The sequence below is a fragment of the Candidatus Omnitrophota bacterium genome (assembly GCA_018830005.1).
Lineage (GTDB): Bacteria > Omnitrophota > Gorgyraeia > JAHJTE01 > JAHJTE01 > JAHJTE01.
The window spans coordinates 1-15,322 of the sequence record JAHJTE010000004.1; the positions used below are offsets into that span (position 1 = coordinate 1).

At 36.2% G+C, this 15,322-nt stretch carries 12 protein-coding genes; 6 read left to right on the forward strand and 6 right to left on the reverse strand.

What is annotated here, in order from left to right; all coding sequences use genetic code 11:
* The 6 genes from KJ593_08030 to KJ593_08055 form a co-directional block, all read right to left on the reverse strand.
* The coding region (locus KJ593_08030) for a VCBS repeat-containing protein (GenBank protein MBU2541831.1) at window positions 1-5,450 on the reverse strand (5,450 nt) is incomplete at its 3' end.
* A complete protein-coding gene (locus KJ593_08035; protein MBU2541832.1) occupies window positions 5,450-6,376 on the reverse strand; it encodes a fibronectin type III domain-containing protein in 927 nt (308 codons plus the stop codon). The genes KJ593_08030 and KJ593_08035, both read right to left, overlap by 1 nt.
* A gap of 25 nt (window positions 6,377-6,401) precedes the next feature.
* A complete protein-coding gene (locus KJ593_08040) occupies window positions 6,402-7,307 on the reverse strand; it encodes a hypothetical protein (protein MBU2541833.1) in 906 nt (301 codons plus the stop codon).
* A 2-nt stretch (window positions 7,308-7,309) separates the two neighbouring features.
* Window positions 7,310-7,702 carry a GxxExxY protein gene (locus KJ593_08045; protein MBU2541834.1) on the reverse strand — a complete coding sequence of 131 codons (393 nt, stop codon included), beginning with the start codon at window positions 7,700-7,702 and terminating at the stop codon, window positions 7,310-7,312.
* 11 nt (window positions 7,703-7,713) lie between these two features.
* Window positions 7,714-7,986, reverse strand: a complete 273-nt coding sequence (locus KJ593_08050) for a SpoVG family protein (protein MBU2541835.1) — start codon at window positions 7,984-7,986, stop codon at window positions 7,714-7,716.
* A 22-nt stretch (window positions 7,987-8,008) separates the two neighbouring features.
* Window positions 8,009-9,589, reverse strand: coding sequence for a hypothetical protein (locus KJ593_08055; GenBank protein MBU2541836.1), 1,581 nt, complete (start codon window positions 9,587-9,589; stop codon window positions 8,009-8,011).
* Between the two features lie 278 nt (window positions 9,590-9,867).
* Between KJ593_08055 and KJ593_08060 the strand changes: the two genes are divergently transcribed.
* The 6 genes from KJ593_08060 (at window position 9,868) to KJ593_08085 (ending at window position 15,275) form a co-directional block, all read left to right on the forward strand.
* Entirely contained in the window at window positions 9,868-10,419 is a 552-nt protein-coding gene (locus tag KJ593_08060) for an XRE family transcriptional regulator (protein ID MBU2541837.1), read from the forward strand.
* A gap of 15 nt (window positions 10,420-10,434) precedes the next feature.
* A complete protein-coding gene (locus KJ593_08065) occupies window positions 10,435-10,794 on the forward strand; it encodes a response regulator (GenBank protein ID MBU2541838.1) in 360 nt (119 codons plus the stop codon).
* A gap of 115 nt (window positions 10,795-10,909) precedes the next feature.
* Complete coding sequence (locus KJ593_08070; protein MBU2541839.1) at window positions 10,910-11,500, forward strand: winged helix-turn-helix domain-containing protein; 591 nt, start codon at window positions 10,910-10,912, stop codon at window positions 11,498-11,500.
* Window positions 11,469-11,915 (forward strand): hypothetical protein, encoded by a 447-nt coding sequence (locus KJ593_08075; protein MBU2541840.1) that lies wholly within the window; start codon window positions 11,469-11,471, stop codon window positions 11,913-11,915. Before KJ593_08070 ends, KJ593_08075 begins: the two co-directional genes overlap by 32 nt.
* Before the next feature lie 157 nt (window positions 11,916-12,072).
* Window positions 12,073-13,665, forward strand: a complete 1,593-nt coding sequence (locus KJ593_08080; GenBank protein ID MBU2541841.1) for a hypothetical protein — start codon at window positions 12,073-12,075, stop codon at window positions 13,663-13,665.
* Window positions 13,662-15,275 carry a hypothetical protein gene (locus KJ593_08085; protein MBU2541842.1) on the forward strand — a complete coding sequence of 538 codons (1,614 nt, stop codon included), beginning with the start codon at window positions 13,662-13,664 and terminating at the stop codon, window positions 15,273-15,275. Before KJ593_08080 ends, KJ593_08085 begins: the two co-directional genes overlap by 4 nt.
* Window positions 15,276-15,322 lie beyond the last annotated feature (47 nt).

A 15,322-nucleotide genomic window follows, 5' to 3' on the forward strand; every position in this document is an offset into this window, starting at 1 on the left:
GTCTGGCCATCTGTGTAATCAGTCGTTTCAAAGAGCGAGCCTACATAAATAGTGGTACTTGTAGGCGTTATCTTTTTTATCCGGCCTCCATCACCATCGTATTCAAACTTAGTGAAGAAGGACTCGGATTTTATTTGCCAATCAGCGTCTGAAGTTGAGTAAAGGTAATAAGCCTTACCTGCATCAACTTGAGAAAAATCATCTGTTAGAGGATTATTGCGAAAATACTCAAAATCACTAATGTCTTTATTATAACGAAGTAAGCGGTCATAATCAACATCATAAATGAGATTATTCATTGCCTTCGAGACGTCTCTTGTATCTGTAGTAGGCGAGGCAATAAAGTTCCAGCCGCTTTCAAGATTCAATTCAGGTATGTCTTTGGGTACTTTTCCACTTACTAAAATAGTAGCACCAAGGGGATTTGTAATATAAATTTGGTAGCCTCTTCCATATTCAAACTCATTAAAGTCATCGAAATTAACATTACCTACATAATGTTCAAAGTGACAAGATTCATCATTAACATAAGCAGAATTGCATGTTGAATTCGGTGCTGGTGTAAAGCGGGTTAGCTGATCGTATTGCCCTTCTATCGGCGCAAGCACTGCTTCTACACTAGAATCATCGGGTATTACAGGAAGCGAGAAAAGATTCCAGCCAGGAGTAAACTCCAGAGTTAGAGTATAAGAATCTGTGCCAATTACCTCTACCTGAGTAAGACGATTTTCTTCATCATATGAGAAAAGTTTATTGCCTTTTGAAATAAGGTTACCATTTGAATCATAAGTCAAATTAGTGGTTCCATTAGGCCCAATAATACTCGTTACAGCATGTGGCGGAGCACCATCTTCTCCATAGACAAGTGTTAAATCTCCCTTTTGTGTCATATTGCCAAGAGGGTCATAGTTATAGTTAATTGTGCCATAGGCGTTACCCGAAGCTTGAATAAGTCTATCTAAATCATCGTAGGCAAACCCTTGATTTGAATTATTGATATTATCAGCAATATCGCTGATATTTCCAATAGCATCAAATTGATACTCAAGGTCTTGAATAGTCGAGCCATCAGCAGCATAAGTTGTTAAATGTTGTAATCTTAACGTATTCGTATCATAAGTATAATCTGTATAAGTTCCATTGCCATATTCAATATGAATAATCTGACCGTTGGCATTATAATTTACATTTTCTAAATAATTCTTAACCTCTATTCCCTTTTGGCCGCTGATTTTCTTAATTAGCCCGCTCTTGCCATATTCATATAATACTGTTTCTTCATCTGGATAAGTAACTGAAGTCAACCTATCCAAAGCATCATATGTACGCGTTACCTCAAAGGATTCAGGGTTTACTATCTTTATTGAGCGAGTTTCGCGGCCTAATCTATCATAACGAAATTGGGTCGTGCTTTCAGGGTCATCAACCTGGGTAAGCCGACCTGTTGAATACTGGATATCTGATTCATCATAAGTGTAGTCTATGGCCTTTCTGCCAATAGTTTTATTAGCAAGGCGATTAATTGCATCATAAGTAAAAACGGTTCTTTCTCCTTTAGTATCAGTCTGTTCTGCTAAATTACCTGCATCATCATAAATATAGCTCCATTCTCCCATATCAGGATCATTCATGGCAATTTTTCGGCCCAAAGAATCATAAGTAATGTGTGTGGTATTATTCTGGCTATCAATAAGCTTAACAAGGTTATTCTGAATATCATATTCATAGGTTGTAGTATAAGTTTGCCCATTATTAAATTCGTCTACGCTTATAAGATTGCCTTGGCAATCGTAATATTCTTTTCTCCAATGGCCATTTTCATCAGTTTTGGTAATCGTCCAATCCGTATAGCTGGTTGAGGAATATGTCAGGTCCGGATTCGTAGTCTGAATAAGCCTGCCTAATGTATCATAAATAAAACTAAACTTAGGACTACTATAACTAGGTGGGCTAAAATCTTCACTTTCTCCTTCAGCAAAATAAGGCAAATATTTCTCTTCGATTTCTCCCTTACTATTGTATTTGACTAGACCAGAGATAACCTGACGTGGATTCCCAGTCACGGGATCATCCTCAGCCGCAGATTTTGTCTCAATTAGCCGACCTAAACCATCAAAAAAGCTATAAGTAACCATATATGCAGGTGTAGTATCATAATTTATTTTTGTATGCTTGGTTACTTTTATTGGCGTAGTTGACAAGTCATATTCATAGTAAACTGCAGGGTATGTCTGGCTATCTTCAGGACCGATAACCTTAATAAGTCTGCCAAATTCATCATAGACGTTGGTAGTTTGCTGACTATTTGGGTCTGTTGAAGTTAGGATTTGGCCGGTTTTTGGATTATAGCTTGTTTGCAGACTATGATTCAGACTATTAGTTACCTGTTCAGGATAAGTATTTAGTTCATAATCGTAGGATGTGGTTGTTGTATGATGTAAGACATCAGTGGCGTTGTGCAGTTGGCCATAGCTATTATAAGAATAGGTAGTGGCAATGGTTTTTTCTTCTGAAGTAACAGGATTATGCAGCCATACCTTTTCTTTAGTAAGTTTACCGTTGGTAGGCACAGTATTGTAGTCAGAGACGCCATCATAATAAAACCACTTTTCAGATAATTTGTTACTAGAACCATCGTAGGCAACTGCATTATTGACAAATCCTATAAGCCATTCAGTTTCGTTGTTAAGAAAATTTGTAGTAATGATTCTGTCATCAGCTAGATCATCAGACATTGTTACGTCGCCTTTATCTGACACAGTAGATTGGGTGATAAGATTGTTAACGAAGGTATGGCTATTGTCAATCAGCGTCTTTTTAACAAAGGCGTTTTCATCGGTTGTGTTGCCGTTATAAGTAAAGTTGGCAGCGCTTGCAGCATAAGGGAATTTCACAGTGCCGCCAAATAAGTCTTGATATTGCCACTCAGTTTGAGTTTTAGAATAAATATTTCCTGAGCTGTCTTTTGTTGTCTGTTTAGTTGGCCTGCCTTTTAAGGTATCATCTTGGAGAAAATGAGTTTCAGAGATATTTCCTTCCGCATCAATGCCTTGAACAATACCAAAGCCACGAAATTCACGGCTCACAGCATCATATTTGCCTTGCGCATAGTTATAACTTGTCGTATATGAATTACCTCGTCCGTCATGATTAGTTACTGTAGTTACCACCTGCACAGGAAATGGTAAGCCATATTGGCCACTCTGGTTGCGATTATCAAATTTAGTGGATTGTTCATATGTTAAGTTTACAGTACCACCAACACCATTATCTACACCAGAAAGCAAGTCCGGCATTGAACCGTTATTTAAATATAATTTTGGACCTTCGTTATTGTAATGTTTAATTATATCAGTTAACCCATCCCCATTAACATCAACTAATCTGGTGCCAAAGTTGGAAAAATCACCATCAGGCATGTCCCAGTAAGAATCACGGGACCAACCTCTAGTATTATTAATGTAAGTCTCACGTATACTATCCTTTGCTATTAATAAATCTGCCCAACCGTCTCCATTTACATCCATTAATTGGATTGAGCCATCGTTGAATTTACCTACAGGTAAATCCCAGGTACTATCGCGTGACCAATTACTGCCATTATTAATAAAAGTCCTGCGATCTTCATCCATGGCTATTACTAAATCTGGAAGGCCATCTGCATTTACATCAGTTAATTGGGAACCATTAGTTAAATTACCTTCAGGCAACGTCCAAGAGGAATCTAATGTCCAATTAGAACCATTGTTTATCCAGGTTTGATAGCCATCATAATCCCAAACACCCTCTGCAGCCTTTACAATATCAACCAATCCATCTCCATTTACATCAGAAAACACAACACCCAAAAATGTCCGAATTTCAAAACAGTCATAAGGACAGCCAATTTCATGTTCCCAGATAATTGCGGAACCCTCAGGCATATACCAGGAAGAATCGTCAACCCATCCGCCATTTTTATCGTTTATCCAAGTCTTTTTAGTATCGCATCCATTCCTCGACTTATAATGGAAAAGTAAATCTGTCCAGCCGTCTCCATTTACATCCGCAAGACGTAGCCCCCCGCCCTTATTTAACTCTGCTGCCATAGAATTGAAGTATACATATCTGGTCTCCCCGCTGCATAGCGTAATTGGATCAGGCCAAGATGCACTAGTTGATTCATACCAGCCATCAGCCTGATTATGCATAAAGGTTTTTTGAATCTGCCTCGACTCTTCAGCGTATTTTAATAAATCTGGATATCCGTCATTATTTATATCAATTATCCTAACCCCTTGGTCTCTTGGAAAGCCAACCCAAGAGGCAAATTCAGCGCCCATATGCTGATCAGCAGGATTATGGGGAATATTCCAGCTGTTAGTCTGCGTCCAGCCAGAATTTGGTTGTTGATAATTAAGGGTTAATGGGGGTAAAGATTGGCTATCGTCGTTTGAAAATTGAGTAACATTGCTAATCAGAGAACGTGCGGTAGCAGGCGAATTAGTATAATTTATGTGGTATTTTCGAATGCGCGAGTTATCCGCTGCCTTTATAATAATATCAACAAGCCGCTGTGTTGTTTTAACTAAAAATTTTGGGCGGTAATTAGAAAGGATATCATTCCTGGTTTCATATATAAATTCTACATTTCCGTGTAGGAAATTTTCATCATTGCTAAAGGCGGTATATTGAATTGATTCAGGGTAAAGCTGATTATTATCCTTCATGTAGGAAATACGCATATAATTAGAATTAATATCAGAGATCTTGTCAATTGCCCAGCGGAAAACTCCAGGAGCGCCTTCTATACGAGAAGATGAACTCTGGCCAAGCCAGTATTTTGTACCTGTCTTATCTCTAACTTCCCAATAGCTGTCATTAAAATAGAAATCCATAAAAGCACTCTCAATTTTTGCTCTGTAATGTCCGCCTCCTATATTTACTAATTCTGCAGTTGAGCCACCAGAAATAAACACATAGGTGTCTGAATCCGTGTAAGATGGTACGCCTTTTTTAGTTGAGCGTTCAATAGCACCCAATTCAAGATTCCATCCTTGGCCGCAAATGCTATTACTTGAGGAACTTGAATAGGATAGAGCTATATTAGGCTGGATGCCGCCTCTGCCTGGAGGAACAGCTATGGGTACAGTAAATGTTGCTGCGCCAGTAAAAGGGTCGGTTTGAAAAGACTTGAGACTATTAAACGTAATCGGGACTCGAATTTCGCCTTCTTCACCAGCTAGACTACGCCTTTGAGCCGCCTGTTCTGGAGAGAGTGAGGGATAAGAATCAGAAGAATTACTAGGTGACTCTGTTGTTGATTTTATGCTAGATTTTTTAGTAGGTGATTTCTCATCTTTGGCCCAGGCAAAGTCCAAACCCCAGAGCGTTGAAACAGGAACATAAACAAAGATGATTATACTTGAGATTATCTTCTTTATATTTATTTTATGAATCTTAGATACCATCAGCTTCCCTCGCCCGAGTTAGATATTGGACGCAATGGCGGATTAATTGGTTTATGTAAAATAAAGACCTTTGATTGTTTTGATACCACTGCGCCATTGCCATCGCGCACATTGGCTGTTATGATATGTACTTTACCTGCTTCCTCTGCGTTAATAGTCCAAGAAAAGATCCTTGAATGACTCCAGTCTTGCTTAATTTCACCATCAATAATAATTTGATATTCTAAAGTGTCTCCATCGCTATCAGAGGCAGCAACTTGAATGTCAAGTTGGTCTTCTGCATATACCTTACTCAGGTTCTCTGGTATAAGTATTAAAATTATCGGCTCTGAGAGATTAACTGTGATTCCATCACTCATGCCTACTTCACTTGAAATCCCAGCATTATTTTTTGCTATGACTTCAAAATAATAAGTTTGACCATGCTTAAGCCCTAGGCTAGTTAACGTTATTTCGGTATCTAGTCCAGCTGAAGTCCAGTCAACAATACCCGGTACTGAATAAAGATATTGGGCTATTTCCGATTCGGGATCTTCAGCTGACCAGCTGGCATGTAGGGTAGAGCTTGAAGTAGTGTAATCCCCATCATCGATTACCACTGGAGTGGTTGGCGGCGTTGAATCAAAACCAGGAATTGTCTGTGGATCGCTCATATAGCCTGAGGACAGCGCATAATTAGCGCTATTTGAAGATTGGCCACCAATAGCCTCGCCAATAATTGCAGTTAGGTTATATGTATCTAAGCGGTAGGTATTTCCCGCCCCAGAAACAATAGTTGATTTTTTAAGTTGAAAAACATCTGTGGTGGCCTGAATTATGTCCGTATCGCCTAAATCCTTTAAAATTTTTTCAATTTCAAAAGCCAGACTTGTCTGGACAATGCTGGTTAAGAAAAAAAAGATTAGAGCAAGACGTATTATTCTCATATTTCCATCATATAAGTTCTGACATTTAGTCAACTTGACATAATTTACAAGCTACATAAGCAGGAACATTACTTGCGCTTGAAATCGTATGACCGTGTCCTGCGCCTCCACCAGCCGAAGCTGTAATCAAAGAAGTTAATTCATTACCGGCATTGACAGTATGAGCTATATTTGTATTTGCTTCACCGGCGGTAGCCTCCTGCCTTGTAGTCATGGTATGTCTATGTGATGGAATTTCATTAACCGTCAACGTATGGTTTCCCGTTATCCCTCCATGATCATGGCTATCAGCGCCACCCCTAGCCCCTTGAGTAGCATTTACTCTTATAAATTTATCTGAATAGGCAGCAGTAACATCCGTAGTCCCTATAGGGCAGTCTCCAGATAGCATAAAAAATATGGCACCTGAAGGTAGAAGAATGCCATTTACAGCATTCTGTTGCAGAGCTCCTGTAAAATTAGAAATCCCTGAAAATGTCTTATTGCCCGTTATTATTTGCTCATCTGAAATTGTGACGATTTCTTCTTTCTGAATGCCTCCTACATTTTCAGCCTCTTCTGCTCTATAGGCATAAGGCACGCTGCTTATGCGCTGCCTAGGACTCATTTCTCCGTCAGAATTAACTTCTATTGAAAGCCAATAATCTGTATCAAATGGTATATCTAGAGGAGTTACTTGGCCTAATAATACAGCGAAATTGCCGCTTGAGACCTGAATATCTGTTTGAGTCTCGCTCCAAAGAAGATTACCGCCTCTTGCTGTATCATGCATTCTAAGGGTAAGACTATAACTACCATCCAAGGGCACATTATTACTATCAGTTAGATATCCTTGATAGCGCACAAGATGCGGGATGGCAGCAGAGCCTTCTAAGGTAAAAACATATAAAATTACTAAACAAGTTATAAGAACTATGAATGATTTACGCATTTTTATCCTCCTGCGATAGAAAGCCCTAATTCAACCTGGGGCCTATAGACTCTATATTTTATATCTAACTTATTGGCACCAAAATTAACAAGAAAACATAATGGGTATTTGCCGGTTTTAAAATAATTAAAAAGCCAAGCTTCAAATTTTTCAGGAATAGACGGCCGGGATTTAATTAGGGCCATAATCCTCTCATCAATTATAAAACCTGACATAAATATTTCGTTGTTATAATTAGTTTTAAGATCGTTACACCTTAGGAAAGATAGGCCTTTTAAGCTAAATTCTTTAGTCAGTAAGCTACAATACATTTCTTCATCTAAACCAAGACCGAGTACCTTGTAGGCTTCATAAAATGAGTCAATAACTTTATAAACTAACGTGCAGCAAGACATAGTATTTCCTACTATATCTTAACTTCTTTCTCGTAAGCAGATAGCACAATAGTTGAGATTTCTTGCTTTATTTCTTTGTTTAACGGCCGAATCGTATCGTACCACTGGTTATCTTTTCCCTGTTCTCTAGGCATTGAGACAAAAAGTCCTTTTTTGCCTTCAACGATTCGCAAGCCTTTTATTAATAGGCTTTCATCAATGCTTAGGTCTACAAATGCCTTGGTGTTTCCATCTCCATCAAGTTTATAAATTCTCTTCACGCAAAATTTAAGTGCTTTATCCATCTCTTTTTTCTCCTTTTTATAGTTAACTATTTAGCCTTGAAGCTTTCGCAGTCTTCTCTCTAGAGAAATAACCCCCTGTCAAAGCATCTAAGTCAGCAGTTAATTCTTCAATTCTTAATTCTTTTTCTATTTTTTTAAGTTCGTCTTCTGGAGGCGATTTGAGTAATGTAATCTGTAACCTACGTCTTTCAAAATACAGCCTATTTACCTCATCTAATATATCCTGGCGCAATTGCACCATAAGCCTGGAGCGGGTATCGATAGCTGTTTGATCTGAATTCCAGATTAAATCGCCAAAATCCCAGCTTAGACTTACGCCCCATGAAACCGTATCATCTCCTTTAAGTATGGCATCGGGAGTCTGTCCTGCATCCCAATGATAAAGATCAGTAACATACCTGTCAGCATCTAGTGTTAGTTTAGGCATCAGTGCTTTTTTTGAGACCTTCCTTCGCCAGTTATTAATCTTCTCAGGATGTACTTCTGCATATTCAATAGCTTGATTTTGAACTTCTAGAATTGTCGGTTCGTCGGCAAAATTTTTTAGTAAGACTCTTAATTTTTGATTACTATCAGCAAGACTTTTTATACTTGACTTAAATAATCCGTGGCTGGTGGCAACAAAAACATCCCCATTTGATTGATTTATTGCTATATCGTTTATACTATCATTGTCCAAGCCCTTATAAATTTTTTCCCAAATATTGTTTTTAAAGTTTAATTTAAACAGCCCATTAGCAGTTGCGGCGAAAAGCTCATTATCGCTAGATAAAATAAGTTTATTTATGGCTCTACTTAAAAGTCCTTGTCGAGGTAATCGTTGCCAGCTCTCAGCCTTAGCATCAGAGTGAAAAACTCCCTTTTTAGTAGCGAAATACAACGCCTGTCTATTTGAGCTGGAAATTATCGAGTTTATCAAATCTGAACTTGTATCTGATTCATCCTCTTCAGTTTCATCAGCGTCCAAATTTCTTATATAGTAAATTTTCTCCCAAGAATTTAACAGAACATCGGATTTGTAAAGTCCGCTTTCATTTGCAGCATAAATTACTCTATCAATAGGTTCTGATAAGGCACTAACTTGCAAAGAACCTAGGCTTGTTACGTTTCTCCATGTTTTACCAAAATCAGCTGAATCATATAGGCCGCTTTGCGTACCTATCAAAATTCTGTTTCCTGCTTCGCCAATAGCTAGGACATTCTCTCCTTTACCCTCTTTACCTGAATAGATAAGCCCCCAGTGTTCTGCACTACTAATTTTGCAAAATAATCCCTTATCTGTACCTGCGTATATATTATTACTTTTATCATAATATATACAATTTATGTATGCTTTAACAGAAGTAACAACCTGCCAGTTGACGCCATTATCCTGGCTTAGATATAGGAATCTATCTGTACCTGCATAAATCATGTTTGGATTAATTGGATTAATTTTTAAGGTAGTTATCAAATTTTCGCTGATGGCATCAATTTCATGAAATTCGTTTTGTTCAGGAATAATTCTTGGGCGGGCACTTGAGGCTTGAATATATAAAAATAAAAGCGCAACCAAAACAAATGTTATTGCAACTATTATACATATTAAGGTTTGCGCTTTCATTAAAAACAAGTATAACATAAATTTGATGATTTGTCAAATCATATTTTGCAAAAAATGCAAATAAATATATAATGATGTAACTATTTAAAAATATTAATGTTATAAATATATAATGAATACAATTTGCTAAAAGATTTGTATTTTATAAAATTATTTTTGATTTTTCAGCAAATTTTTCTTGACATATCTACCCATCTATGATAACCTTTAAATGGAAAATTAAGACCAGTTTAAAGATGGGGATTATCTGAAAAATTTATAATAAAAAGGTGGTCAATATGCAAATTGGTGAAAAAATTCGAGACTTAAGAAAAGCTAAGCATTTAACTTTGGAGGCATTATCTCAGGCTTCAAGAGTGGCTATTGCAACCATAAGCCGGATTGAAAATGGCAAAATGATGGGTACCTTAGATTCACACATGGCTATTGCTAAAGCGCTAGGGTTAAATTTACCTCAGCTCTATAGTGATATAGAGCCTGAAGTAAAAAAAGTGGAGTTTCAATCTGAGGGTGTACGTTCTGACGTCTTCCTCCATCCTGACAAAGCTTCATATGAGATTTTAACCACATCAGTTTTAAGCAAAAAAATGATGCCGATATTGCTTAAAATTGAAATTGGCGGTAAAACCACACTAGAACAGGCTAAATCTGGCACGGAAAAATTTATCTTTGTAATTTCAGGAAGCGTTGAAGTAGAAATTGAAAGCAAAAAGTACATATTAAATAATGGTGATTCTCTTTACTTTGATGGCGCTCTTCCCCACTTTTATAAAAATATAGGTAAAAACGAAACAAAAATTATATGCGTAACAACCCCGCCAATGCTATAAATGACAGGAGGAAATATGCGCAAGAAAATTCTAATTTGTGATGATGAAGAAGGCATTAGGGAATCTTTGAATTTGATCCTTGAGAAGGATTATGAATTAGTTTTTGCTGCTGATGGAGAGCAATGTTTGAATAACCTAAGGAATGATAAGAATATAGGACTTCTTCTACTTGATATTAAAATGCCTAAGACTACTGGCCTAGACATCCTTAAGGAAGCAAAATCTATCTCAGCCACCTTAAAGGTAATTATAGTAACTGGTTACAAAAGTGTTGAAACTGCTACTGAAGCAGCTAAACTCGGTGCGATTGACTATATTGTCAAGCCATTTGAGTCAAAGTCTATTTTAAAAAAGGTCAAAGAGGCCTACATATAATTTAGTATGTATAAGTATAGAAAACTAGACAATGTTGACACATTACTTCCTTATGTTATAATGAACACATATTGTGTTAAGATTATATCAATTTGTGCTCAAAAGGAGTTAATTTATGTTAACTAATTTTTTTTCATCCCATTCAAGAATTCAGGTTCTAAAACTGTTTATGCTTAATCCAAAAAACAGGTACTATCCTAGACAGATAGAGAAACTTTTAAAAATACCCTATACTGCTGTAAGACGTCAGCTTGACAATTTCGAAAAAGCAGGGCTTCTTAAGGCTAACACAGAAGCTAACAGGAAATATTACACAGTCAATAGTGAGTTCGCTTTATTTAAGGAATTAAAGAGTATAATTTTAAAAACAGTAGGCATCGGCAGTAAAATAAAAGAAAAATTGGTTAGTGAAAAGGAAGTAGAACTGGCTTTTATCTACGGCTCTTATGCTCAGAATGACGAAAACATTTCGAGTGACATTGATATCTTCATTATAGGGGAAATCAACTCAAGGAAACTACAGAATATCGTCTCTGTAATTCAAGATGAAACTGCTAGGGAAATAAATCAAGTAGTATATTCTAAGAAAGAATTTATTGAAAGAATAAAGAGAAAAGACCACTTTATCAATTCAGTTATAAGAGAGCCAAAAATCTTTATAAAAGGAATGGAAGATGACCTTAGAAAATTGGTTAAGCATAGGTAAATTAAAAAAACATACCACAAGCAAAGAAGAAATGGAAGCAATATTTGGTCTTATTAGAAGAGATCTAAAAGATGCTTCTTTAAGTGGACTTTCGCAGGATAGAAAATTTAATATTACCTATAATGCCGCTTTTCAAACAGCACTTGCCTTGCTTTTTTGTTACGGATATGTACCTGCCAGCGAATCACACCATTATATTACCTGGCAGGCTTTAAAAGAGATATTACCTAAAGACAAATCGGGACTTGTTAATTATTTTGACGGTTGCCGCAAAAAGCGCAATATTTCTGATTATGATAAAGCAGGAACCATTTCAGAAAAAGAGACAAAGGAATTATACGAAGAAACTAAGAATTTTGTTATTTTCATAAAGAAGGTAATTAAAGATAGCTTTCCTGAATATTTCTCCCCGTAATCTGCCCAAAGCAAAACCATGATATATGAGCTAATATTATTTGGAAGAAGCTCTTAATAAGACATAGGAACTCGGCGCAATAGACTATATTGTCAAACCATTTGAGTCAAAACAAATTGCAAAGAAGGTCAAAAACATCTTTTAACCCTTCCTTAAAATGATATACTACTCTATTTCAGCCCTGATAAACGCAATATTGATTGCTGTCGTTGGTTTCTACGTCTTTAATAAAGACAGGAAAAATATATTATACAAAAGATTTCTCTTATTCTGCATAAGCGTTGCGATATGGTGCTATACTTATTTTTTATGGTTGCTAGCAGATGATAAATCTACCGCGCTACTATACGCTCGTTCTTTATTTATAGGGTGTTCTTTTATTTACTCTACATACTTTCACTACATCACAACTTTTTTAGGATTAAATAAGCAAAAACGTAAATTTATATTTTATGCCTATTTATCTAGTTTTATACTTTTGGCTTCGGTTTTTACTCCATTGTTTATAAGTAGTGTAGACAAGCGACTTGTATTCAAATATTGGCCCTTACCAGGAATAGCCTTCCATCTTTTCACAGGTATTTTCTTCTTTTATATTCTTAGTAGTATTTATTTATTATTTAAAACATACCGCCATTCTTCAGGTGTAAAATATACCCAGTTAAAATATATTCTATTTGCAACCATTATAGGATTTGGCGGTGGTTCGACTAATTTTTTTCTTTTCTATAATATTCCTATTCCGCCAATAGGTAATGGGTTTGTTAGTATATATCCGATGGTTATGGCTTATGCAATAGCTAAACACCAATTTATGGATATAAAAGTAGCTATTAAAAAGAGTCTTGTTTATTCAACTTTACTCGCATTAATAACAGCAATTTATTTAGTTCTTGTTTTATTTATCGAAAAACTTTTTCGAGGTCTCTTAGGGTATACTTCCATAATTAATATATTTGCGATTTTTCTCATTGCTTTCTTCTTTGCGCCCTTGAAAAATAGAGTACAATATCTCATCGATAAGCGTTTCTTCAAAGGTACCCTCTCCTCATTAGCAGAGGAAAGAGAACGCCTCGAAGAGGAGCTGAAACGCTCAGAGCGCCTCAAGGCAGTAGCTACTCTGGCCGCCGGCATGGCTCATGAGATTAAAAATCCCTTAACCAGCATTAAAACCTTTACTGAATATCTAGAAAAAAACAAGGACAAGTCTGAATTTATTGCCAAATTTAGGAAAATCGTCGGCGCTGAAGTAGACAAGATTGATAATATTGTCCAACAACTCCTTGATTTTGCTAAACCAGCTCCACCTAAACTCAGAAAATGTGATATCCAACAACTACTTGATGAAATCCTCATCCTGCTAAGCAACGCCCTACTTAAACATAAAATAAAACTCGCCAAAGAATATAAAACCCAAGATCCTCAAATCCAAGTTGACTCAAATCAACTAAAACAAGCCTTTTTGAACATAATCCTAAATGCCATTGAGGCGATGCCAAATGGTGGGATATTAACCGTTACGACAAAGCAACAAAACAGCGAATTAATTGTCGCCATTAAAGATACGGGTAAAGGCATCTCAAAAGAATCACTCCCTCATATCTTTGACCCCTTTTATACTACTTCAGATAAAGGCACAGGCTTAGGACTATCCATTACTCATGGAATTATTACAGAGCATGGTGGAAGACTTGAGATTAAAAGTAAAGTTGGAATGGGAAGTAAGGTTGAGGTGAAGTTAAAAATATGAATTTATTATTTCTTAATTTAACAATTTCGCTTTCTTTAACATTCTTAACAACTTTCATAATTGGCTTATTCGTTTTTCTTAAAGATAGAAAAAATGCAGTTAACAGGACGTTCGCTTTATATTCTTTGAGCATAGCTTTTTGGAGTATTCTTGAGGTATTTTTAATTAGTGCTCATCATAAAGATTTTGCCTTGCATGTTGCTAGGATTGAAAAGGTTGGAATATTCTTTATCCCTACCTTTTTTCTTCATTTCATAATTTCCTTTTTAAAGATTAAAAAAAGTAAATTAGTTTTAATATTTTCCTATTTAATAAGTCTCATTTTTACAGGAATTTGTAATTCAAACTTATTGATAGCAGATGTTGTACCTAAATTTTACGTAAAATATCAGGTTATTCCGGGTCCAGCCTATATCTACGTCCTTTTATTTTTTACAAGTATCGTGGTTTATTGCCTCTATGAATTATTTTTAACATTAAGACGCTCAGAGGGTATTAAACGTTCCCAGCTTAACTATCTCTTTTGGGGCTCTTTAATAGGCTACATAGGAGGGGGCGCTAACTTTTTTCATGTATACAACATTGATATACCTATACTCAATCCTTTCGGCACCTATGCTGTGCCTGTTTATGTCTTTTTAGTTTCTTATGCAATATTTAGACACCAATTGTTGGATATACGATTAGTGCTTAGAAAGGGGTTGGCATACTCTATACTTCTAACTATAATTACAGCTCTCTACTTGGTTTTTATCTTGACCATTGGTGATATCTTCCAGAATTTATTTGGATATAAATCATTTTTGATAAATTTATTAGCCATATTTTCTTTTGCCATACTTTTTGCACCCCTCAAAAACGCTATCCAATCCTTCATTGATAAGCGCTTCTTCAAAGGCACCCTTGCCTCTCTTGCTGAGGAAAGAAGGCGTCTTGAAGAAGAACTCAGACGTTCTGACCACCTCAAAGCAGTAGCAACTCTTGCTGCAGGTATGGCGCACGAAATCAAGAATCCTTTGACTAGTATTAAGACTTTCACTGAATACCTTGAGGAAAACAAAGAAAAACCTAAATTCATCGCTAAATTCAAGAAAATCGTTGGTTCTGAAGTAGATAAAATTAATAGCATAGTTCATCAACTGCTAGATTTTTCAAAACCCACACCTTTAAAATTAAAGAAATGTAATATAAACCAGATCTTGGATGAAACGCTTGCCCTTCTAAGTAATGATCTGCTTAAACATAAAATCAGATTAATTAAAGATTATCGTTCTCAAGAATATTATATCCAAGCCGACTCCAACCAACTTAAACAAGCTTTTTTAAATATCTTTTTAAATTCGATCGAAGCAATGCTAAACGGCGGCGTTTTAACCGTCTCAACGAATCAACAAAACAGCAAATTAGCGGTAATTATTAAAGATACAGGAAAAGGCATTCCCGAGAAAGACCTCCCTCATATCTTTGATCCATTTTTTACGACTTCAGACAAAGGCACTGGTTTAGGCCTTTTGATTACACATGGTATCATTAAAGAACATGGGGGGAAGATTGAAATAAAGAGTAGGGTTGTGGTGGGGAGCAAAGTCAAGATTACATTAAAATTATAGAAAAAACAATTAATTTATTTTCTATTAGCTGTATATTCTCGTTAATT